Below are 22,349 nucleotides of genomic sequence, written 5' to 3'. Positions count from 1 at the left end.
TGTATCTTCCCGGCGGCCGGGCGCCCATCGCCCACCGCAAAACATCCAGGTAAAATGACGCCCGCCCCGCTGGCGGGACGGACGCCCAGTTGTCGGGAGGCTACCTGTTATTCCGAGTAGATGAACTTCGCGACCTTCGGATCGGACAGGTTCGACTTGTCGATCACCGTGAAGCCGGTACCGATGGCGGTCGGAATGGAATTACCGGTCAGGTGCGCGTAGGCCGCCATGACGCCGAAATAACCGATTTCCGCTGGATGCTGGGCAATGGCCATGTCGACAAGGCCGGCATTGATATTGTCGACAATGCTGCCGGGCGCATCAAAAGCCACGACCTTGATGGTGCCGGATTGACCCGCCTGCTTTACGCCATTCGCGGCGCCAAGTGCGGAAAACAGGTTCGCGCCGAAGACGCCGGCAAGGTCGCTGTTGCGCGCGTAGACGGCCTGAAGCTGCGAAGCCGCCTTGTTGGCGTCGTTATCGTTAAACTGCGTTTCCAGAACCGTGATGCCGGGATATTTGGCCATCTCCTGCTTGAAGCCCTGCTCACGCTGATCGGTTGTCGAAATTCCCGGTTTAACGTTGGAGACGTATACCTTGCCTTTTTCACCGATCGCCTTGGCCAGCGAGCGCGCGGCGATCTCCCCGCCGAGCACATTGTCAGACGCAATGTAGGAGATCGGGAAATCAGCGTCGCCGCCGCCGGTCTGATAAACACCGGTTCCGATGAATGTATCGACGGTGATCACCGGAATGCCGGCATCCGCGGCCTTTTTCAGGGGTTGAACGAGCTGGGTCTTGTCCGTCGGGGCAATCAGGATGGCGTCCGGATTTTTGGCGATCACGGCGTCGAGAACCGGAACCTGGGTGACGGGGTTAAAATCCGGTGCGCCCTGAAACACCAATGTAACGCCGACCGCCTTGGCGGCGGCTTCCGCGCCCTTGCGCATGGTGATGTAAAAGGCGTCCGTGGTCAGGCCCGGAACGAGGGCGATGGTATATTTCTTGTCCTGCGCGCTTGCCTGTCCTGATGTCAGCGCGGCAGCCGCGGCAATCGATGTGACTGCTGCGGCCTTGAAGAATGAACGGCGCTCCATAGTCTCCTCCTTATGTGAGCTGAATTCTTCACGCCGGCAAATCCTCCATAAACCGGCTGAAAATCATATTCACGCCCGCAAAGTGCGTCCGTCAAGTGAAATTTCTTCCTGAAAATAATTTCTTGCGTTTTTATGCGTTTTTCAGAGGGCCGGTGACGGTCAGGCCGCCGCGCCCCCGCCGCTTTGCAGAAGGTCGAGAATGGCCTGTGCGGTCGCGGTATCGGTCACCACGGCGTTGATCATGCCCGAACGCACTGCGCCGATGACGCCCGCTGCCTTTTCCACCGTGGCCAGAACGCCGATCGACAGCCTGGTATTGCGCAATTGATCCGGTGAGGCGGCGATCATCCTTTCCTCTCCATCCCAGGCCAGCGGATGCCCCTCAATATCGAAATAATGGCGGATGACATCGCCGACAGCGCCCAGACTTTTTTCGTTGTTGGTGGCGGCGCTCGCTTCGGGTGGGTTGATGGCATGCGGCAGGCCGATGCCGACGATGCAGCAGTCGAGCCGGTCCCAGAGGCCGGTGGTTTCCTGCACGCCCGGATCGTTCAAAAACGCGTCTCGCAATGTCGTCGACGAAAGGTAAGGGGCGTGCAGGAAATGCGGTGTCCCGCCCAATTGTTCGGCCGCCTGTCTTGTAAATTCGTTGATCTGGAAATGCGCCGCTGCCTGCTGCATCCCGCCATTCATCGGCACGGCCACAATGCCGGGAATGCGTATGAGACCCGCCGTGAGCACTTCGCGTACCGCACGTCCCCAGCCTATTCCGATAACCGACCCCGCGCCGAGGCCTTCCTCTTTCAACAGGGCGCCAAGCGGCGCGGCCAGCGCACCAAGCACACCAGTTGCCGGTGTGTCGATCACCGCCGCCCGTTTCAGGCCCAGCGCCTGAATGAGGTTCTCGGTTATATCTTCGGGGGAGACGAGATCGAGCACTTCGATGCGCACGATGCCGATGGCGCGGGCCTTTTGCAGCAGGCGTGACACGGTTGCCGTCGATACGCCGAGCTTCCGGGCGATATCCACCTGGGCCATGTCGGCCTCATAATGCAGCTTGGCCACCATATGGATCATGGCGCGTGTTGCGGGTGTTTCCTGGGCTGGTTGGGGAGGCATCTTGCAATTCCTTTCTGAAACGTGTTACAAGAACACGCCTTGGAGGAGTTATCGCTGAAAACCCGCAAAACCGCAATGCACTGAAAGCCCGACATTTTTTGGCTGTTTCAGGACGCGTCCTTCGCCGGGCGCGTCGCGGTTGAATATTGCGTTTTTTCCGATCCTCGCCGGGCATTCCATCAACAAATGCTGACCAGACAGCGGAGTCGGAGATTACACCATGACAGCCATGACAACAGCGGAACGACGCGGATACCACCAGATTTGCGGCGCCAATGGCGCGATGATGGTGATCGCCTGCGATCAGCGCGGCGGCATGCGCTCTCTGCTGGCCGCAACGCCCGAGGAACAGGCGTCCATAGGCAACGATGTCCTGGGCGATACCAAGGCTGATATCACACGGTTTCTGGCCGCCCATGCCGGTTGCGTGCTGGTTGATCCCATCTGCGCCGTACCCAAACTGGTCGACAACGATCTCCTTCCCCGTGACACGGCGCTTTTGATCGGCATCGATGCTTCGGGCTGGGACACCTCGCCGGAAGGTTACCGGATTTCGAAGATGGTCGACGGCGTCAATGCCCGGCGGGTGCGGGAACTTGGCGGCACCGGCGGCAAGATCATGGTCTATCTCAGAATGGACACGCCGGCCGCCAATACGAAAAATCTCGAAACGCTGAAGGCTTACATCGAGGATTTCGCCCGTGAAGACCTGCTTCTGGTCGTCGAATTCCTCACCTACCGGCTGGAGGGGGAAAGTGCGGAAGATTACGCGGCGAAAATTCCCCTGCTCATCAGACAGGGGTCTGAAGCCTGCCTCGCTCTTGGCGCCAAGGTGCTGAAAATCCCGTATCCGGGCTCTGAGGAAGCCTGCGCTGAAATCACACGAATTGCCGGCGATGTTCCCTGGGCTGTGTTATCGGCGGGGGTGGATCACGAGACATTTCTGGGCCAGGTTGAAGCGGCGATGAAGAATGGCGCTTCCGGCGTCATAGCCGGTCGATCGCTGTGGAAGGACTGCATTTCTCTTGACCGGGCGGTTTCACAGAAAAAACTCTCGAGCGTGGCCGTGTCGCGGTTGCGCGATATCCAGGCGGTGATTTCGCGTTATTATCGGGGTCAGAACAGCAAGGCTGCATGAAACCAGTGGGTGGAGATGGACATGCAAGATTGCACCATTGGTGTGGATATTGGCGGCACGAATATTCGCGCCGCCCGGATTTCACCGCAGGGTGAAATTCTGCGCAAGAAGATCGTGCCGGGCAGCCGCGACCCTTCGACGGCGATCAAGCTGATCTTCGGTCTGATATCGGAGATGGATGCTCCTGACGTCCTTGCCATTGGTATCGGCGTCCCCGGCCGTGTCGATGGGGAAACCGGCGCGGTGCTCTCCGGCGGCTATCTCGATCTGTCTGGCTGCGATATCAAGGCTTTGACCGAAAAGACCTTCAATCGCCCGGTGGCGATCTCCAACGATTGCAGCATGGCGCTGGTGGGCGAGACCGCCGTTGGAGCGGCGGCGGGGGCTGCCAGCGCGGTCATGCTGACCATTGGCACCGGCATCGGCGGTGCGTCCATGGAAAACGGTCGGATCGTGCAGGGCAGGCAGAGCGCCGGTCAGCTCGGCCATATCATCGTCAATCACAACGGTCGCAAATGTGTGTGCGGCCAGCGCGGCTGCGTCGAAACGGAATCCTCCGGTACGGCGCTTGGCCGTCATATCGAGGAAGCAGGTTATCCCGCGGAAATCCGTTTCGACGATATTCTGCAATTGGCCCGGGCAGGCGACGAAAGGGCGCTTGAGGTGCTGCGCAACTGGGCCGGGCCTCTGCGTGCGGCCATCGGTTCATTGTCTGCATCCTTCGATCCCGCCGTATTCCTGCTGGGTGGCGGCATGGGACAGGCGGCGGTTGCCGCGCTCGGTTTCTTACCCAGGGCGCAGGGCTGGTATTCGACGGACATACGTGCGGCAGCGCTTGGCGATGACGCCGGCATGATCGGCGCGGGCCTGATGGCGCGCCGGCTTGTGGAAACCTCGCCCGCCGTGCCGGCAAAGACGAGGGGCAAACATATCGTCTTCGTGAACGGCATCCCGGCGTCCGGAAAGAGCACTCTGGCGCGTATGCTGTCGCAGCAGACGGGCTGGCCGGTGCTGGCGCTGGACACGATCAAGAACCCTTTCCTTGAGCATATCGAGGGTGTCGACCGGCTGTTCAATCGGACGCTTGGCAAAGCCAGTTATCAGGCGATCTTTCAAATCATAAAAGACGCACCGGAAGGGTCGGGTTTCATCGTCGATGCTTGGTTCGGCTTTCAGCCCATCGAGTTGTTGAAGGAGCACCTTGAGAAAGCAGGTGCGGCGGAACTCGCAGAAATCTGGTGCCATGCGCCTGCCGAGGTCGTAGCGGAACGGTATCGCGCGCGTCTCGCGGACAGGCTGCCGGGCCATCCGGGCGAAGGCTACATCCCTGAACTCATTGCGCTTGCGGCCAGAGCTGAACCGACAGGGCTCGCGCCTGTTTTCGATGTCGACACCACCCTGCCACCTGACGATGTCGCGGTTCTAAGCTGGGTGAAGGCCGCCTTCGCGAAGGGACCTCCGGGCTGGCAACGGCGCGTGGCGTGAATTGCGGTTCAGCCCAGGGTCACTGAAGGGCCGGCCGGTGCGCTGGCGGACATGCCTGAAATGACGGGGGCAGTCAGATCTCCGGTTCGATATTGTGCGATGAATCATGAATTTTATTGATCGATTGCTGCGAATGCACGCGCAATATTGACGTTTTTCGGGCGCGGCGCTACCACCGATGCCGGCGCCTTTCAACCGGCGGTCAGTCGCTAAAATAGCGGTGTGTCGGCCTGTTCGGGTCGTTGTGTCAAAGGGGGAACCGTCCTTGTCGCTTTTTCCTGCTCTCCTCGACAGGCTTGCTCGGCCGGATCTGTTTGCCGATCTCGCTGGCGTTACTTTCGGCGACCGGGCGTGGTCGGGCGCGGAGTTTGATGTTTTCAATCCTTCGACCGGTGCGCAGCTTGCGCGGCTGCCGGATATGGGGGCTCTGGAAACGCGGGAGGCGATTGACCTCGCGGCCGAAGCGCAGGGCGTATGGGCGAGCCTGCCGGCCAAGGACAAGAGCGCAGTGATGCGACGCTGGCACCAGCTGATCGTCCTCCATTCGGATGACCTGGCAACGATGCTGACCGCGGAGATGGGCAAGCCGCTGGCGGAAGCAAAATCCGAAGTCTCCCACGCCGCCGCTTACGTGCAATGGTATGCCGAGGAGGCGAACCGCATCTACGGCGAAACTATTTCCGCCCCTTCCAACGATCGGCGGATGCTCGTTATCAAGCAGGCAGTGGGTGTGGTGGGCACGATCACGCCGTGGAATTTTCCCGCATCCATGGTAGCTCGCAAGATTTCGCCCGCACTTGCGGCCGGTTGCGCCATCGTACTGAAGCCCGCCGAACAGACGCCGCTGGTGGCGGGGGCCATGTTCGTGCTGGCCCGGCTCGCCGGTTTTCCGGAGGGGACGCTCAACCTCATTTATGCGAGCCACGGCGCCGACGTCGGTGCGGAATTGTGCGCCAATGCCAAAATACGCAAGATCAGCTTCACCGGCTCGACCGAAGTTGGCCGGCTGCTGATGAGCCAGTGCGCGCCGCAGATCAAGAAGCTCAACCTCGAACTGGGCGGTAATGCCCCTTTCATCGTTTTTGACGATGCCGATATTGATGAAGCCGTGGAAGGAGCCATTCAGGCGAAATTCCGTAATGGCGGCCAAACCTGCGTCTCTGCCAACCGCATCTATGTGCAGTCAGCGGTTCATGATGAGTTTGCGGAGAAATTCGTCGCGCGCGTGGCCGAGTTGAAGGTCGGCGATGGCTTCGATCCCGATGTTACCATCGGCCCGATGATCGACAGCCACGCCATCGACAAGATCGAGGGGCATTTGGCCGACGCCAGCGCAAGAGGCGGCACAATCCGTTGTGGCGGCAAGCGCGCCTCGAACGGCGGAACCTTTTTCGAACCCACGGTCGTCACCGGGGTTACAGGCACGATGCGGGTTGCCCAGGAAGAGACTTTCGGCCCGCTCGCCCCCATCATCCGTTTCGAGGATGCGGAGCAGGTTGTGCGCGAAGCCAATGACACGATCTACGGTCTGGCTGCCTATTTCTACGCCTCCAATCTCAAGCGCGTGTGGCGTGTCGCCGAAGCCCTGGAATATGGCATGGTCGGCATCAATACGGGCCGCATGTCGTCGGAGGCAGCGCCCTTCGGCGGCGTCAAACAATCCGGCATCGGCCGCGAGGGTTCGCGCCATGGCATGGAGGATTATCTTGAAATGAAATATCTCTGCATGGGCGGCATATAGCTTCGGGCATTACCGGGCTTCGTTGGAATAAAGCCCGTTGCCGATCACCGGAGCATCACGCCTGACGCAATTTTGCTCCTGCATGTCGGAAATCCGGGCGGCGATCCGGCCTGGGATTCATCAAAGACAGTGTAGGGTGGACTGGTGATTCCGCGACCCCGTTGGGAAACCGATGGCGGGCATGGGAAATCACTATGGCGCGTCTACGATTTATCGCGAATCCGTCATCCGCCCGTTAGCCTTCGCCACTAGGCGTGCCGACATGGCCCTCGGGCCGATCCGTGTCGTGCAAGGAAGGCCAGGAGATGACGACCTCTTCAAACATGATCGCCAGCCGCCTCGGCTGATCCTGTCGCCGCGATTTCAATGGATAGTAAAAATGCGTTTTCAATCCGCCAATAATAATGTGCGTCAGATCAAGGGTGTGTTTGCGGGCTGCGCTGTCGCTTTCGTCGGCGTCGGCCTCATGAGCGCTCTGGTCAATATTCTTTATCTCACCGGCTCGCTCTTCATGATGGAGGTCTATGACCGCGTGTTGCCGAGCCGCAGCCTGCCGACGCTCTTGGCCCTGTTCGCCATCGTGGTGGCGCTTTATGTGTTTCAGGGTCTGTTCGATGCCGTGCGCGGCCGCCTGCTGGTGCGCATCTCCGATCGTCTCGACCAGGTCCTGTCCTCCAGGGTTTACGATGCGGTGATCGGTCTGCAAGTGCGAATGCCTGTCAGCGGCGCTCAGGCGCAACCGCTTCGTGATCTCGATACAATTCGCTCCTTCCTGTCGGGAAGCGGACCGACCGCTTTGTTCGACCTGCCCTGGCTGCCTTTTTATATTGCCATCTGTTTCGCCTTCCATTTCTGGCTCGGGGTCACTGCGCTCGCAGGCGCCGCAATTCTCACGATGTTCACGCTGATGACGGAGCTTGTCTCCAAGCGTCCCGTGGAAGAGACCGCACGACACGCTTCCGCGCGCAACCGGCTGATTGAGAGCACTCGCCGCAACGCCGACATCATCGCCGTCATGGGAATGACGCCGCCATTGCGGGAGCGCTGGCAGGTGGACAATCGCGCTTATGGCCGTGGGCAGCGCACCGCAAGCGATATCGCCTCCGGTTTCGGTGTGGCGAGCAAGGTGCTGCGCATGCTGCTGCAATCGGGTATTCTCGCTGTCGGGGCGTGGCTGGTCATTAATGAGCAGGCGACACCCGGCATCATCATCGCCGGTTCCATCCTGTCGGCGCGGGCGCTCGCTCCCGTCGATCTCGCCATCGCCAACTGGAAGGGCTTCATCGCCGCGCGGCAAAGCCGCCGCCGTCTTGAAAAGACGCTTGCGCTGCTACCGGATGCCGCCATGCGCATGGACCTTCCAGCGCCCCGCTCCCTTCTCTCCGTAGAGTGTGTCGGCGTCATCCCGCCGGAGGCGGCAGAGCCGGTTCTGCAGGATGTCGCCTTCACGCTCGCGTCGGGCAGCGCCCTTGGCGTGATCGGGGCCAGCGGTTCGGGGAAAAGTTCGCTTGCGCGGTTGCTGGTCGGGCTCTGGCGTCCGCTCAAAGGCTCGGTCCGACTGGATGGCGCGACACTGGACCAATGGCCGGCTGAAGCGCTGGCCCGCCACATCGGCTACATGCCGCAGGCGATCGAACTGCTGGACGGCACCATTGCCGAAAACATCGCCTCATTCGACCGACAGGCAAGCTCGGAAAAGATCATTGCGGCCGCGCGCGCAGCGCGAATTCACGATCTCGTCGTGAGCCTGCCGGAGGGCTATTCCACACAGGTGGGGGAAGCCGGGCGGCAATTGTCAGCGGGGCAGAAACAGAGGATCGCGCTCGCGCGGGCAGTTTATGGCGACCCGTTCCTCGTTGTGCTCGATGAGCCGAATTCCAACCTTGATTCCGAAGGCGAGGAGGCGCTGACAGCAGCCATTCTCGGCATTCGTGAGCGTGGTGGCGTGGCCGTCGTCATCGCTCATCGCCCCAGCGCGCTTTTAGCCGTGGACAAGGTATTGATGCTCGCCGAAGGGCGGCAACAGGCTTTCGGCCCGAAGGATGAGGTGCTCGCCAAGGTGCTGCGCCCGGTCAGCGGTGCGGCCGGCGCCCTCAAGGTCGTTCAGGGCGTGGAAACAGGAAAGGCATGAAGATGGATGAATGGCAGGCACTCAGACGCTCGATCCGCAGCCACCTTCTTGTCGGTGGACTTGGTTTTCTCACCCTGACCGGCATCTTCGGCGGTTGGGCAATTGGCACCGAAATCGTCGGCGCGGTCATTGCCCAGGGCTCGCTGGTGGTGGAAACCAGCCTGAAGAAGGTCCAGCATCCCGTGGGCGGCGTCGTCAGCGAATTGATGGTGCGCGATGGCGACCGGGTGAAGGCCGGCGACGTCGTCATGCGCATCGATGCGACGATGACGCGGGCAAATCTGGCCATCATCGTCAAGAGCCTCGATCAATTCAACGCCCGCAAGGCGCGGCTGGAGAGCGAGCGTGACCGCGCCGGCAAGGTCGTGTTCCCGCAAGTGCTGCTTGGGCGAGCCGCCGATGTCGAGATCGCCGCGATGATGAATGCCGAACAGCGTCTTTATGAAAACCGCAAGGCCGTTCGCGAAAGCAAAAAACGCCAGCTTGAACAGCGTGTGCAGCAGCTTCGCGATGAGATTGCCGGCATGGATGCCGAGCGCGCTGCGAATTTCCGCGAACAGGGCATGGTCGGCGAGGAGTTGAACCGCTTTCGCTCCCTGCATGAGCGAGGCCTGATGGAAAAAAGCCGGCTCAGTACGCTGGAGCGTCAGGCCACGGATATCGATGGCGACATCGGCCGGCTGATGGCTGGCATTGCCGGGGTCGAGGCGAAGATCAGCGAAACCAGGCTGCAAATTCTTCAGATCGACGAGCAATGGTCGGAAGAGGTGGGGGCCGATCTGCGCGAAATGGATGCCCGCATCGGCGAATATGTCGAACGCCGGGTGGCGGCCGAAGACCAGCTGAAACGTGTCGATATTCTCGCGCCGCAGGATGGGGTGGTGCATCAACTTTCAGTACACACTGTCGGCGGGGTCGTTGCGCCGGGCGAACAGATCATGATGATCGTGCCGGAAGTCGACAAGCTGGTGGTGGAAGCCAAGGTCGCGCCGCAGGACATCGACCAGATATTTTACGGCCAGGCGACGAACCTGCGCTTTTCCGCCTTCAACCAGAAAACGACGCCGGAAATTACAGGCACTGTGGAGCGTATCTCGGCTGACGTGACGGTGGATCAGCGAACGGGCACGAGCTATTACCTCGTGCGCGTCGCCACCTCGCAGGAGCAGATAAAGCGGTTGGGCGAATTCAGCCTCATGCCCGGAATGCCGGTGGAAGCCTTCATCACGACAGGCGAAAGAAGCGTATTGTCCTATTTCCTCAAACCCCTGCTCGATCAGGCGAACCGCACCTTCCGCGAAGCCTGAAGGCAAGATCCGGTGCGCCATTGGACGAAATAGTGCGATCAATTAGCAACGCCGTGCATCTCCAAGGATGCACGGCGTTGCTTTGCTTATAAAGCGCGCAGAGCTTTCTTCCGCCAAGCCGCCAAGCCGCCAAGCCGCGATGTGGAAATATGTCGGCGGGCGCCTGCGTCGTAAACAGTCTCCTGCGATCCATGACGGGCCGTACCGGCCTGGAGCAACCGTGTGATCAATGAGGGAGGGGCTGTCCGAGATGAGGACGTGGAAATGTGCCGCTTCGCAAACATGCCTTCGCAACCCGGCAAAACGCCGCGCGTCCCTTGGCCGCGCGGCGTCTTATGGTGAAACGGGATCGCGATTTCCGTCGCGGTCCGGCTGCCAATACGTCTATGGCTTAGCCGATCTTCACATTGTCATCGCGTTTGATGGCGATGACGGTCGAGCGCGGCAGCTTGCCTTCGCCATCCGGGAAGGGGGCGTCGGGGTGCTGGATGCCGACGAAGTGGGTGCGCTTGTCGCCGGACCATGTCTGGCCGGTGACTTCGGAACCCTTCGGGGCGGTGAGGAAGCGCTCGATACGGCCGGTGGCCGGGTCGCCCGCCAGCATCTGGTTGTTGCCCTGTCCGGCGAAGTTGCCTTCATTGGTGTCCTCGCCGTCGGTCTGGATCCAGAGCAGGCCGGTGCTATCGAACATCATGCCGTCAGGCGAATTGAACATGTTGCCTTCGTTGATGTTCGAGGAGCCGGCATAGGCGTCCTTGTGGACGGTGGGGTTGCCGGCCATGCAGAACAGGTCCCACTTGAACTTGCCGTCCGCATGGTCGTCATTTTCCGGATACCAGCGCACGATCTGGCCGTATTCGTTCTTTTCGCGCGGGTTGGCGGCGTTGATCGCCATGGCGTCGCCGCCGGCATTGGCGCGCAGCTTGCCGTCCTTCATTTCGCCGCGGCGGCTGTTGTTGGTCAGCGCGCAATAGGCTTCGATGGCGACCGGGTTGATGGCGACCCATTCCGGGCGATCCATCGTCGTCGCGCCCACCTTGGAAGCGGCCTGACGGGTGAAGACGCAGATTTCGTCGATCTTCATGCCGGTGGTTTCAGGCGTCAGGGCGAGCCATTCGCCGGCGCCGTCGTCGGAGAATTTCGCGACGTAAAGCGTGCCTTCATCGAGCAGCTTAGAGGTGTCGCCGCCCGGCACGTAGATGCCGTTGGAGACGAATTTATAGAGGAATTCGCCACGCTCGTCGTCACCCATGTAAACGACGACACGGCCATCGCGGGCGATCACGACGGCGGCGTTTTCGTGCTTGATACGGCCAAGCGCAGTGCGCTTGATCGGGGTGGAGGAGGCGTCCGAAGGATCGATCTCGACCACGTAACCGGCGCGGCGCGGTTCGTTGGGGTTCTTGGCGACGTCGAAACGCTCGTCGAACTTCTCATAGGCGTAGCGGGTTTCGGCGACGATGCCGTAACGCTTATAATCGTCAGGCAGCTTGAAGGCGGCGTCGGTGGTGCCGAAATAGCCGTTGAAGTTTTCTTCGCAGGTGAGATAGGTGCCCCACGGTGTGCGGCCGGCGCCGCAATTGTTGAAGGTCCCGAGACAGTCGACGCCCTTCGGGTCGGCGGCGGTCTTGACGAGATCGGAGCCTGCGGCCGGGCCGGAAAGCTTCATCGGCGTATTGTGGTGGATACGGCGGTTGAAGGGGCTGTCGAGAACGATCTTCCAGCCGTCCTTGTCTTCCGCGACTTCCATGACGGTGACGCCCTGCATGTTCTGCAGGATCTTCACATCGTCGGCCGTCTTCGGGTTGCCCTTTTCGGCGTGCGGCAGGTTGGTTTCCGGGTTCACATATTCATGGTTGACGGCGATCAGCTGGTGGCTGCCGACCACGAAGAGTTCCATACCATCGGTGTTTTCGCCGAAGACCTTGTCGGAGTTTTCAACACTGACGCCCTTGGCGGGGTCGAGATCTGGAACGTTGGAGAACAGCGGCTGGCCCCATTTCGCCAGCGGCTTCCAGTTATAACCTTCCGGGACGTGGATGGTGTTGTCGGTGGCCGCCGCAACCGGCTTGAAGGGGAAACGGCCGACGGCGGCTTCCTGCGCTTCGGCCGAGGTGCTGCTCATCAGGTTGCCGAGCGTGCCCATGGCGGCCGCGGCCGAACCGAAGGCAAGCACGCCGCCGAGAAAGCCGCGGCGGGAAATCGCGGTTTCGACCACGCGGTCGAAATCGGTTTCGGCCGGCGGCGGGTTCTGCAGTTCGTCCCACTCGTCCCAGGACAATTTGCTCGTATCGATGTCGGTCATAGTCTGTCTCCACCGTTGCTTGTTTGGAATCATTCCAGCAAGGTGCCTACCGTCCCAATATTTCATGCGGATGACGGAAACGGCAGTATCGGCGGTCATTTTCCCTGCCGCGGGGCGGCTTTTTTCGTCAGCGCCCGATCAGGATGCGGGTGACGAGAAAGCCGTCGAAGCGGCAGAAACGGAAGGCAATCTCCGTTCCCCTGCGCCATTCGCCGCCTATGTCGGCGGTCAGCCGCAGCGAGGCCGAGCCGTTGTCGTCAAAGCCGGATAATTCCGCCGCCTCGAAAAAGAAAAACCGTTTCACTGTCGGATAAAGCGCCTTGAACAGGCTTTCCTTCGCCGAAAAAATCAGACCGGTCATGAAGGGGTCGATGGCGTTGCCGAGGTTGTGGCGTTCACGCTCCGTCAGGGCCTGCGTGGCGATATCGCGGGCCTCCTCCTCGGTCAGGAGCCTTTCAATATCGATGCCAATACCGCGGAACCGCCCCGAAGAGCCGGCAATGGCAATCGCCCGCTCATGGCTGTGGGAAATCGCGCCGATCACGCCTTCGGGCCAGAGCGGCGCGCGGTCCTCACCCATGCCGGGAAAGGTGGAGCGGCCGGTGAGGCGGCGGATGGCCTCGGCCGCGCATCTGCGCCCGGCGACGAATTCTGCCTTGCGTCTGGGCAGGGCGTGTAAAAGCTGCGGCGGCAAGGGAGGGACCTCGCCGCCGCAACCCTCATCGGCGCTGTAACGAAGGGTGAGGCAATGGCAATCGCAGCTGTCGTCCGGCCAAGGCCAGATGGCCTCCGGTGGATCGCCGGAGACGGCTTTGCGATGAAACGCCGTTGCAATGGCCATGTCCGTCACCTTCATCCAGCGGCCTAGATCATGCGCTCACGCTTTTCGCCCTCCCGCTCCCGTTCAGGCCGCAAGCGTTGCGCCGCCATCGACGACGATCTGCTGCATCGTCACATGGCCGGCCTGATCGGAGGCGAGGAACAGGACCGTATCGGCGATATCGTCCGGCCTCGCGATCTTGCCGAGCGGGATGCCGAGCTTGAACTGCTCGGGCAGGCCGGCGACCAGCCGTTCCTTGCCGGAAGGATCGCTCAACATGCCGGCAAGCATCGGCGTATCGGTGGAGCCGGGAGAGACGACATTGCAGCGCACGCCATAGGGCGCAAGCTCAAGGGCGGCGCAATGGCTGAGGCTGACCAGCGCCGCCTTGGAAGCGCAATAGGCCATCATGCCGATGCGCGGCACGACGGCGGCATTGGAGCCGACATTGACGATCGCGCCGCGCCGCTGTCGCTTGAAGGCGCCGCTCCATTGCCGCAGCATATAGAACGGCCCGCCAGCGTTGACATCCATGCAGGCTTTCCAGTCCGCCGGCGTCAGGCTTTCGCTGTCGCCGAGCCGCAATATGCCGGCGGCATTGACCAGAATATCAAGTCCGCCCCATTCGCTCTCGATCGTTTTGCAGGTCGTCTCCACTGCCGCCGCATCGGTGATGTCGAGCGCGATCTGGCGGAAGGGGGCCTCCACTGTGTCGGCCAGAAGGTCGAGGCCGATGACCTCGGCCCCTTCCTCGATGAAACGTTCGGCGATGCGGCGGCCGATGCCCTGGGCCGTGCCCGTCACCAGCACGCGCCGCCCGGTAAATCTCTGTTGCGTCATCTTGTCCGTCCGCTCAGGCTGCGAGCCGCTTTTCTTCGATCAGCGCCCACCAGGCGGAGAGTGTCGGCACACGGGCAAGCTCATCGAAGCCGACGGTGACGCCGCGTTCCTTCAGTTCGCCGGCAAGCTTCATCACCTGCAGCGAATCCAGCCCGTAAAAGATCAGGTTCTCATCGGGATCGATATCGCTTTCATCCTCCACCATTTGCAGGACTCGGGCTTTCAGCCATTCGCGGGTGCCGGTGGCCTCGCCCGCGCGGACAAGGCTTGCGGTGTCGATCACCACGCCGCAACGCGTCGCCACATATTGCAGCGCCATGCGGTGTTCGGCCTCGGAAAAATCGGCGACGCCGTCACCGATCATGAAGGGCTGAATATCCTTCATGAAGGCTTCCACCGCCGTCATCATGCAGCCGATATGGGCGTAAACGCCGCCAACGATGATCTGGTCTCGGCCCCAGCCTTTCATGCGCTCAGCAAGATCGGAACGCTGGAAGGCACTGTAGCGCCATTTGGTCAGCACCACGTCGTCGGGCGTCGGCGCGAGCTTGTCGACCACCTTCTGCAATTCGGGATCGACGACGGTGAGACCCGGTCCCCACATGTCGTTCAGGAGCGCACGGTCGCCGGGCGGCTGGTTATGTGGCTGGGCGGTATAGATGACCGGCACGCCGTTCTCTACGGCCCATGCCTTCACCTTGGCGAGATTGTCGATGAGGGTGGTCATCAACTTGCCGTCGGCCTCGTAGAACCGCAGGAAATAACGCTGCATGTCGTGGATCAGAAGCACGGCGCGTTTCGCATCGGGCTGCCATTTTGTCTTGTTGGCCGGAAAGCTCGCGGCGACCGGCATCGGATAGTCGGAAATGGTGGGGATCGTCATGATGACCTCGGTTTTTTTCTGCGCCGGCTTGGGCGGCACGTAATCTTTGGAATTGGGGACGCCCTTTTGAGCGTCCCTTTCGATTGGCGCTGCTTGTCAGGCGCTGATGGCGACGGGGGCCGTCAGCAGGTCGCGCAGGCGCTTCTTGTCGATCTTGCCGACGGCGGTGAGCGGCATGGCCTCGATGAAGCGCACGCGGTCCGGCAGCTTGTAATCCGCGACGCCGAGACCGGCGAGATGCTGGCGGATGGCCGGCGCCTTGAGCGCGGGATTGCGCGACACGACGAAGACGCAGCTTTTTTCGCCGAGAAGTTCGTCCTGCATCGCCACCAGAGCCGCATGGGTGACGTCCGGATGCCGCAGGATCAGGTTTTCCACCTCTTCCGAAGCGACCTTTTCGCCGCCGCGATTGATCTGGTCCTTCACCCGGCCAACGACCCGCAGATAACCTTCGGGCGTGCGCTGCACGACGTCGCCGGAATAATAGAAGCCGTCCTTGTCGAAGACCCGGGCGCTGTGTTCGGGGGCGCGGTAATAGCCCCGGAATGTATAGGGGCCGCGGGTCGCCAGCATGCCGGCTTCGCCCTCGGGCACGTCATTGCCGTCCTCGTCAACGATGCGGATCTCGTCGTCCGGGCTGATCGGCCGGCCTTGCGTGGTGAAGACGATATGGTCGGGGTCACCGAAGCGGGTGTAGTTCACCAGGCCTTCCGCCATGCCGAACACCTGCTGCAGGTCGCACCCCAAGACCTCCGGCACCTGGCGGGCGAGCGCTTCGGCGAAGCTTGCGCCGCCGACCTGCAGGAGCTTGAGCGACTTCAACCGTTCGCGATGGGCGGGAGCCGCCTGCAGCCACAGCGCCACCGCCGGCGGCACCAGCGGCACGATATCGACGCCGTGTTTTTCGATCAGATCGAAGCAGGCAAGCGGCTCCGGATTGGCGGCCATGACCACCGCACCGCCGGCGTGGAACACACCGAGCGCGCCGGGCGAACTCATCGGATAATTATGCGCCACCGGAATGGCGCAGAGGAAGCGGGTCTGCGGCGAAAGTTCGCAAATCTCCGCGCTGGCCCGGGCGCTGTAGTCGTAGTCGTTATGCGTCCGGGGGATCAGTTTCGGCGTTCCGGTGCTGCCGCCGGAAAGCTGGAACAGCGCCACCTCATCGGCGGCGGAAGGGGCGTAAGCCGGTGGATTTTCGGCAGGCGACGCCAGCCGCTGCTCCAGGCTGCGCTGCGGATCGGTTTCGCCAAGCAGCAGGGTCACGGCAAGCTTTGGAGAGGCCGCCTTCAGCGCCTCCACAAATGTGTCATCGGCGAAGAGCTCGTGGATGCGAGAGGCGATCACCAGCTTCGGCGCGATCTGCTCCGCATAGGAGGTCATTTCCAGCCAGCGATGGCTGAAAAGCGCATTGACGGGGGCGGCGCCGATTTTGATGAGCGCGAAAAAGACGAGATAGAACTCGGCTATGTTCGGCAATTGCACCAGCGCCGTATCACCCCTGCCGATGCCTGCGGCGGAGAGATGTCCAGCCAGATTGGAGGATTGCCGGTCGAGATCGGCATAGCTGAAACGACGGTTACCGCAGATCAGCGCTGTGGCGTCCGGCCGGCGCTCCACCTGTTCGGCGAGAATGCCGCTCAGCGGCCGGTCGATCCAGTAGCCGCGTTCGCGGTATCGGCGAACGAAATCCTCGGGCCAGCGTTGGAATTCGATTGTCATGGTTTGTCCCTGGAAAAATTAGGCAGAAAGACCGCAGGCGTTCAGCATGGTCTTGAGCTTGGTCTGCACCTCGGCCCATTCGGATTCGGGCTCCGAGGCCTCCACGATGCCCGCACCGGCGAAGAGCCGCACGGTTTCCCGCTGCACAGTGCCGCAACGGATGGTCACCACCCATTCGCCATTTCCTTGCGAATCCGTCCAGCCGACCATGCCGGTGAAGAGGCCGCGCTCGAAAGGCTCGACGAAGCGGATGAGGCGATGGGCGCGCTCGGTGGGGAAGCCGCAGACGGCTGGCGTCGGGTGCAGCAGGCAGGCAAGCTGTAGCGCATTGGTTTCCGGATCGGCGAGACGGCCTTCGATGCGGGTCGAAAGATGCCAGAGTGCCGCCGTGTTGATGAGGGAGGGTTTTTCGGGAACATCGAGTTCCGCGCAGACCGGCGAAAGCAGCGAGCGGATATCCTCGATGACGAGGCTATGCTCGTAATGGTCCTTTTCCGAGGCCGAAAGCCGATCCGCATTGGCCTTGTCCGCCGCCGGATCGACCATGCGTTTTGCCGATCCCGCCAGCGGGTTCGAGATGATTTTCTCGCCCTGCTTGCGAATCAGGAGTTCCGGGCTGACGCCGATCAGGTCGCCGCCATCGGGCAGCGGGATGCGGAACTGGTAACCTTCGCGGTTCTGTTTGGCGAGGCTAGCCAGCAATCTTTCGACATTGACCTCGGAGGCGAAGGTCAGTTCACGCATGACGGAAAGCACCGCCTTGCGGACTTCGGAATGGCGGAAATTGACGATGGCATGTTCGACGGCATGCTTGAAACCGCTCTCGTCCGGCAGGCTGTTCTGGCCGACAAGGGCGGGCATGGCCGAATCGGCGACGATCGGCTCTGCATCCTTGGAATTCCATTCATAGTTGTATGGAATATACAGGCATGAAGGTTCGCTGACATCGAAGGGGATCGCGCCGATGGCGATGGGGTTCTGCTCGCCCTCCCGCTGCGCACGCTCGAAGGCGCCGGCCAGTGCCTGCTGCAGCGGGCTGGCAATGTCTTCGCCGCCCCGGGCGGGAATCGCTATTTTTTCGCGAATGCCCTTGGCGCGCAATTGCCCGCTGCCGGAAGTAAACAGAAATTCTCTATTAAATTCAGTAATTTCGTCGGATTCGACGTCATTCGTCCTGAGTGCTCCCGTTTTCATGGGATGCCTCCTGTGCGAGTGGTTGACGATGGCTTATACTTGAGTATGCTAATCATGTTTTGTCAACCGGTTCAAATTCACATGCTAAATTTAACCCCCATGCAGGTGGCCTATTGGGTCGGCCGCGAGGCGGATGGAATACTCGGGAAAGTTACGCCCCATCTTTACCTCGAATTCGACGGGCAGGCGGTGGATGCGGAAAAACTGGCCGTTGCCGTGGAAAGGCTCTGCCGGCGTCACCCCATGCTGAGCCTCAGGATCGATGCTGAAGGCCATCAGTCCGTCGATCCTGCCGGCCGGCTGCTCCGCCTCGATGTGGAGGACATGACCGCGCTCGATTCGGAGGCGCTTGCACGCCGTCTTGAGGCGAAGCGCGAGGAATGGAGCCATCGCCGGGCCGATCTACGCATTGCCGCACCGGCGGCGATCTCGCTCAGCCTGTTGCCGGAAGGGCGTTGCCGTCTGCATGTGGACACAGACATGCTGGCCGTCGATCCGGCCAGCGTGCGGATCGTGATGGAAGACCTTGCCCGTTTTTACGAGACGGCGTCAGGCGCAGACGAAACCCGAACTGTCGAACCGGTAACGCCGTCGTTTTTCGACTGGGCGGAACGTCTCATGTCCGACCCGGACTTGAGGGGCTTGCGCGAAAGGGACCGCCTGTGGTGGCGGCAACGGCTTGCCGATGTTCCGGACGCTCCGCCGCTGCCGTTTCTGTCGGATGACCCCTTGCGCGCCGTTCACACGGACCGGCTCGCCACGCTGCTTTCAGCGGCGGAGCGTAGCAGCCTGGAGCGGACAGCGCGGCGTTTTTCCGTAACGACATCGACCCTTCTGCTCGGTGTTTTCGCACTGGCGCTGTCGCAGGCGTCGGGGGCGGAAAAATTCCGGCTCTCCGTGCCGGGTTTCTGGCGCGCGCCGTTGGTGCAAGGGGTCGATGAGATCGTCGGCGAATTTTCCAACGTGCTCCTGCTCGGCGTCGATATCAGGCCTGAAGAAACGCTTGTAGCGCTGCTCGGCAGGCTGTTCGATGAGATGAACGGGCTTCTCGCACACCAGTCCTATCCGGGCGTCAGCGTCATGCGCGATCTCTCCCGCCAGCGCGGTGGTTTGCAGACCTCGCCGGTGGTTTTCACCGCCGGGGTAGATCTTCCGGGCGGGGAGCTGTTTTCGGAACGGGTCGGGCGGGTGTTCGGTCCGATGGTCCACACCGTCTCGCAGGGGTCGGGGGTCGCGCTGGATGCGCAGGTGGCGGCGGTGGATGGCGGTCTGCTGATCAACTGGGATGTGCGGCTCGATGCACTGCCGGAACGCTGGCTGCGCGCCCTGTTCGAAACCTATGTCGCTCTTCTTCGCCGGATCGCCGAGAGCCCCGATCTTGTTTGCGAAAGCGTGGAGCGATTGGTCGCGCAGCGGTCGGAAACGACAGCCGAGGCAAAAGGAAAACTCATGGAACGTCCTCTCTCACCCCTGCAACAGGCCTATCTGCTCGGGCGCGGCACCCATCTGCCGCTGAGCGGCGTGGCGATGCAGGAGTTCCGCGAATATCGCGGCGATATCGCCCCGGAACTGCTGCGGTCGCGGCTTGCCGCGATGGTCGCGAGACATGAAAGCCTGCGCACCCGCATCGACGAGCGACGGCTGGTGCAGATGGTCGCCGATGAGCCGAAGATCAATCTCGATCTCGTCGATCTTTCGGCCCTGTCTCTTTCGCAAGCCGAGGCAAGGATCGACACGGTGCGACGGGATTTTTCCCATGCACATTTCGATCTCGCAGCCTCGCCATGGCAGGTCACGGTGTTTCTTATGCCCGATGCCGGGCCGACGGGGCATAAGGTCGTGGTCTTCCTGCGTTTCGACGCGCTTATCCTTGATGGGCGGGCCATTGCCAGCCTCGCGGCGGAACTCTTCGATGGTGTCGTGCCGCCAGAAGCCGCCGCTACGACCGGAACGCCGAAGGAGGATATCTCGGCGGCCCGTGCCGGGGATGCCGCCTATTGGGCTGAAAAGTTGAAAGATGCCGAGGTGCCCTCGCAACTGCCGTGGAAAGCGCCGCTCGAAACCATTCCCGCCTCGCGTTACAGCCGCCGGAGCCTGACTGTCGAAAAGCCGCGTTTCACCGCCTTTTCGCGCATCGGTGCGAAAGAGCGGCTGTTCAAGAATTCGGCGCTGACGGCCGTTATCCTCGATGTGCTCTCGCTCTGGCTCAACGAAGGCGCGCTCGTCGTCGGCATTCCCGTCGCGCCGCAGGTGGAAGGCGCCTTCGCCAACCGCTCCAGCTTCATCGCCGTCCAATGGGATGCGGCCAGGAATAGCTTTGCGGAGCGGGCGGCAGGCCTCCAGACGGATGTGCTGGAAGGGCTGAACCATCTCGCCTTTTCGGGTATCGATCTCAATCGTGTGCTTCTCAATGCCAATCCGGGCGGGCTCGCCTTGCCGGTGGTGATCACCAACGGTCTGACCTGGCCGACGCTTTCATCCGAATCGACGATGCAATGGACGGGCGGGCTTACGCAGACGCCGCAGGTGGCGCTGGATTTCCGCTTTTCGCAGAATCCGCAGGGCGATCTCGTCCTCGATATCGACTATGCCGAGCAGGCGATCGATGCGGCGACGGTGGCGGATATTCTCGCGGCAATCGAACGCGCGATTGCCGGGATCGCGGATAGCGGCACTTTCTCCTTCAACACACGCGATATTGTCGACCTGTCCCACTACCGGCTGAACGGCGACGAAGGAAACTTTGCCTGCCCGCCATTTCTGGAACGGATCGCCGGCCATATTTTCGAGGGCGACCCGTCGCGCACGGCGCTCGTCAGCGGCAAACGGCGTATCGCCTATGGCGAACTCGGTCAGATGGTGGCAGGGGCGATGGCGGGCCTCAGGGCGCGCGGCATCGGCCGCGGCGATGTCGTGGCCGTGTGCCTGCCGCGCAGCCTGGACCATACGGCCATCACGCTTGCCGCAGCGCTGATGGGTGCGGTCTGGGTGCCGGTCGATGCCGGCTCGCCGGAAGACCGCCTGCGCTATCTGCTGACCAACTGCCGCCCGGCGATCATCGTCGCCCGCAGCGTTCCGCAGGGTTTCGACGCTGTCGATCCGGCGCAGCTTCTGTCCGCGCCCGCACCGGCTGGCGCACCCGTTACCATGGCGGAGGTGGCGGCGCTTTCCCAAAGCGAGGAGCCTGCCTATTATCTCTATACCTCCGGCACGACGGGCAAGCCGAAATGCGTCGTGCTTTCCAACCGCGCCACGGCCAATGTCATCGGCAGCACGCTTGCGGAATGGGCGGTGACGGATGGCGATGTGTTCATCTCCGTCACGCCGCTGCATCACGACATGTCCGTCTTCGATGTTTTCGGCGCACTCGTCGCGGGGGCGACGCTGGTGCTGCCGGAACCGGGAGAGGAAAAGGATGCGGTGCGCTGGAACGAGCTGGTGGCCGAGCATGGCGTCACGCTCTGGTGCTCGGTGCCGGCCATCCTCGAAATGCTTCTCTCCTGCCGCCGTGGCGACCAGCTCTCATCGCTGCGGCTCGTCGCGCAGGGCGGCGATTACATCAAGCCGATGATCATCGAAGAGCTTCGCAGATTGAAGCCCGGCCTGCGGCTGATATCGCTCGGTGGGCCGACGGAAACCACGATCTGGAGCATCTGGCACGAGATCGTTGCGGAAGATGTGGCGGCCGTGCCCTATGGCCACCCGCTGCCCGCCAATCGATATTTCGTCCTCAACGATCGGGGCGGCCATTGCCCGACCGGTGTCGTTGGCCGCATCCATACGGCCGGCGTGAATGTGGCAATCGGCTATCTCGAAGATGGCACGATTACCCAGACGGATTTCGTGACGGTTGCCGATCCGGAAGGAAACCCCGTGCGCGCCTTCCGCACCGGAGACCGGGGCCGTTACCGGCCGGATGGCAAGATCATGTTTGCCAGCCGCGTCAATGGTTACGTCAAGGTGCGCGGCGTGCGCGTTTCGCTGCCGGATGTGGAAAACGAGCTTATCCGCCATCCTTCCATCCAACGCGTTCTGGTGGTGGATTACGGCATCGAACAAAAGGGCGAGGCGGCCATCGGCGTGCTTTACGTCGTTGCGCCGGGCCTTGAACTCCCGACCGCCGATCTGCGCAATTTTGCCCGCCAGCATCTTCCGGAATCGCATGTGCCCGGCCGGTTTCTCAAGGTCGACGATCTGCCGCTCTCGGCCAATGGCAAGCCGGATCGCCGTCGCGCCCGCGAATTGCTGACCGGTGCCGCGGAACCGGCAAAAATCTCCGCACCCGCAGCCCCCGCCGCCGATCAGGGCGACCGCCGGGTGCTGGATATCTATCTCGGCGTGCTGGGTAAAAAACCTGCGAATGTGGATGCAAACAGCGACCTGTTGGCGCTCGGTCTTCTGCCTTCGCATCTGAAAACCGTCTCGGCTGAAATCCGCACCGCCTTCGGCGTGGAGCTCACACCGCAGCAGCTTCTGCGGTGCCGCAACGCCAGACAGGTGACTTCGCTCCTGGCCGCCCGGGCGGCGTGAACCCAATCATTTCGGGCGGTACTTCGCGTCCGATAAC

Annotated in this window: 14 protein-coding genes; 6 read left to right on the top strand and 8 right to left on the bottom strand. The window is 61.8% G+C overall.

From position 1 onward, the window contains the following. Window positions 1-107: 107 nt before the first annotated feature. Together O3W47_RS01505 and O3W47_RS01500 are read right to left on the bottom strand one after the other, a co-directional pair. Window positions 108-1,097, bottom strand: a complete 990-nt coding sequence (locus O3W47_RS01505; protein ID WP_135398461.1) for an ABC transporter substrate-binding protein — start codon at window positions 1,095-1,097, stop codon at window positions 108-110. 159 nt (window positions 1,098-1,256) lie between these two features. Then, window positions 1,257-2,174: a sugar-binding transcriptional regulator gene (locus O3W47_RS01500; protein ID WP_269313699.1), complete on the bottom strand. Its 918-nt coding sequence runs from the start codon at window positions 2,172-2,174 to the stop codon at window positions 1,257-1,259. 262 nt (window positions 2,175-2,436) lie between these two features. Here O3W47_RS01500 and O3W47_RS01495 point away from each other — a divergent pair, with 262 nt between their 5' ends. From O3W47_RS01495 to O3W47_RS01475, 5 genes are all read left to right on the top strand, one after another. Next, window positions 2,437-3,354: a tagatose-bisphosphate aldolase gene (locus O3W47_RS01495; RefSeq protein ID WP_262532344.1), complete on the top strand. Its 918-nt coding sequence runs from the start codon at window positions 2,437-2,439 to the stop codon at window positions 3,352-3,354. 21 nt (window positions 3,355-3,375) lie between these two features. Continuing rightward, on the top strand, window positions 3,376-4,839 hold the full coding sequence (locus O3W47_RS01490; RefSeq protein ID WP_269312771.1) for an ROK family protein: 1,464 nt from the start codon (window positions 3,376-3,378) through the stop codon (window positions 4,837-4,839). A 310-nt stretch (window positions 4,840-5,149) separates the two neighbouring features. Next, the gene (locus O3W47_RS01485) at window positions 5,150-6,580 is read left to right on the top strand and encodes an NAD-dependent succinate-semialdehyde dehydrogenase (RefSeq protein ID WP_269313698.1); all 1,431 of its coding nucleotides are present in this window, start codon (window positions 5,150-5,152) and stop codon (window positions 6,578-6,580) included. A 379-nt stretch (window positions 6,581-6,959) separates the two neighbouring features. After that, the gene (locus O3W47_RS01480) at window positions 6,960-8,711 is read left to right on the top strand and encodes a type I secretion system permease/ATPase (RefSeq protein WP_269312770.1); all 1,752 of its coding nucleotides are present in this window, start codon (window positions 6,960-6,962) and stop codon (window positions 8,709-8,711) included. 2 nt (window positions 8,712-8,713) lie between these two features. Continuing rightward, window positions 8,714-10,018: an HlyD family type I secretion periplasmic adaptor subunit gene (locus O3W47_RS01475; protein ID WP_269313697.1), complete on the top strand. Its 1,305-nt coding sequence runs from the start codon at window positions 8,714-8,716 to the stop codon at window positions 10,016-10,018. A gap of 391 nt (window positions 10,019-10,409) precedes the next feature. On the opposite strand, the gene O3W47_RS01470 is transcribed toward O3W47_RS01475, so the two are convergent. From O3W47_RS01470 to O3W47_RS01445, 6 genes are all read right to left on the bottom strand, one after another. Next, window positions 10,410-12,323 (bottom strand): PhoX family protein, encoded by a 1,914-nt coding sequence (locus tag O3W47_RS01470; protein WP_080820533.1) that lies wholly within the window; start codon window positions 12,321-12,323, stop codon window positions 10,410-10,412. 127 nt (window positions 12,324-12,450) lie between these two features. After that, window positions 12,451-13,164 carry a 4'-phosphopantetheinyl transferase family protein gene (locus tag O3W47_RS01465; protein ID WP_269312769.1) on the bottom strand — a complete coding sequence of 238 codons (714 nt, stop codon included), beginning with the start codon at window positions 13,162-13,164 and terminating at the stop codon, window positions 12,451-12,453. A 63-nt stretch (window positions 13,165-13,227) separates the two neighbouring features. Then, window positions 13,228-13,983 (bottom strand): 2,3-dihydro-2,3-dihydroxybenzoate dehydrogenase, encoded by a 756-nt coding sequence (gene dhbA, locus O3W47_RS01460; protein ID WP_269312768.1) that lies wholly within the window; start codon window positions 13,981-13,983, stop codon window positions 13,228-13,230. 13 nt (window positions 13,984-13,996) lie between these two features. After that, window positions 13,997-14,866 (bottom strand): isochorismatase, encoded by an 870-nt coding sequence (locus O3W47_RS01455; protein WP_269312767.1) that lies wholly within the window; start codon window positions 14,864-14,866, stop codon window positions 13,997-13,999. 96 nt (window positions 14,867-14,962) lie between these two features. Next, complete coding sequence (locus O3W47_RS01450) at window positions 14,963-16,588, bottom strand: (2,3-dihydroxybenzoyl)adenylate synthase (protein WP_269312766.1); 1,626 nt, start codon at window positions 16,586-16,588, stop codon at window positions 14,963-14,965. A gap of 18 nt (window positions 16,589-16,606) precedes the next feature. Beyond that, window positions 16,607-17,782, bottom strand: a complete 1,176-nt coding sequence (locus O3W47_RS01445; protein ID WP_135398476.1) for an isochorismate synthase — start codon at window positions 17,780-17,782, stop codon at window positions 16,607-16,609. An 81-nt stretch (window positions 17,783-17,863) separates the two neighbouring features. Here O3W47_RS01445 and O3W47_RS01440 point away from each other — a divergent pair, with 81 nt between their 5' ends. Beyond that, window positions 17,864-22,312 carry an amino acid adenylation domain-containing protein gene (locus tag O3W47_RS01440; protein ID WP_269312765.1) on the top strand — a complete coding sequence of 1,483 codons (4,449 nt, stop codon included), beginning with the start codon at window positions 17,864-17,866 and terminating at the stop codon, window positions 22,310-22,312. Window positions 22,313-22,349 lie beyond the last annotated feature (37 nt).

This window comes from Agrobacterium sp. LMR679 (genome assembly GCF_027157905.1).
In the GTDB taxonomy this organism is placed as follows: domain Bacteria; phylum Pseudomonadota; class Alphaproteobacteria; order Rhizobiales; family Rhizobiaceae; genus Agrobacterium; species Agrobacterium leguminum.
Note: the sequence above shows the minus strand (reverse complement) of the source record. Positions and strands in the feature narration are given on the sequence as shown.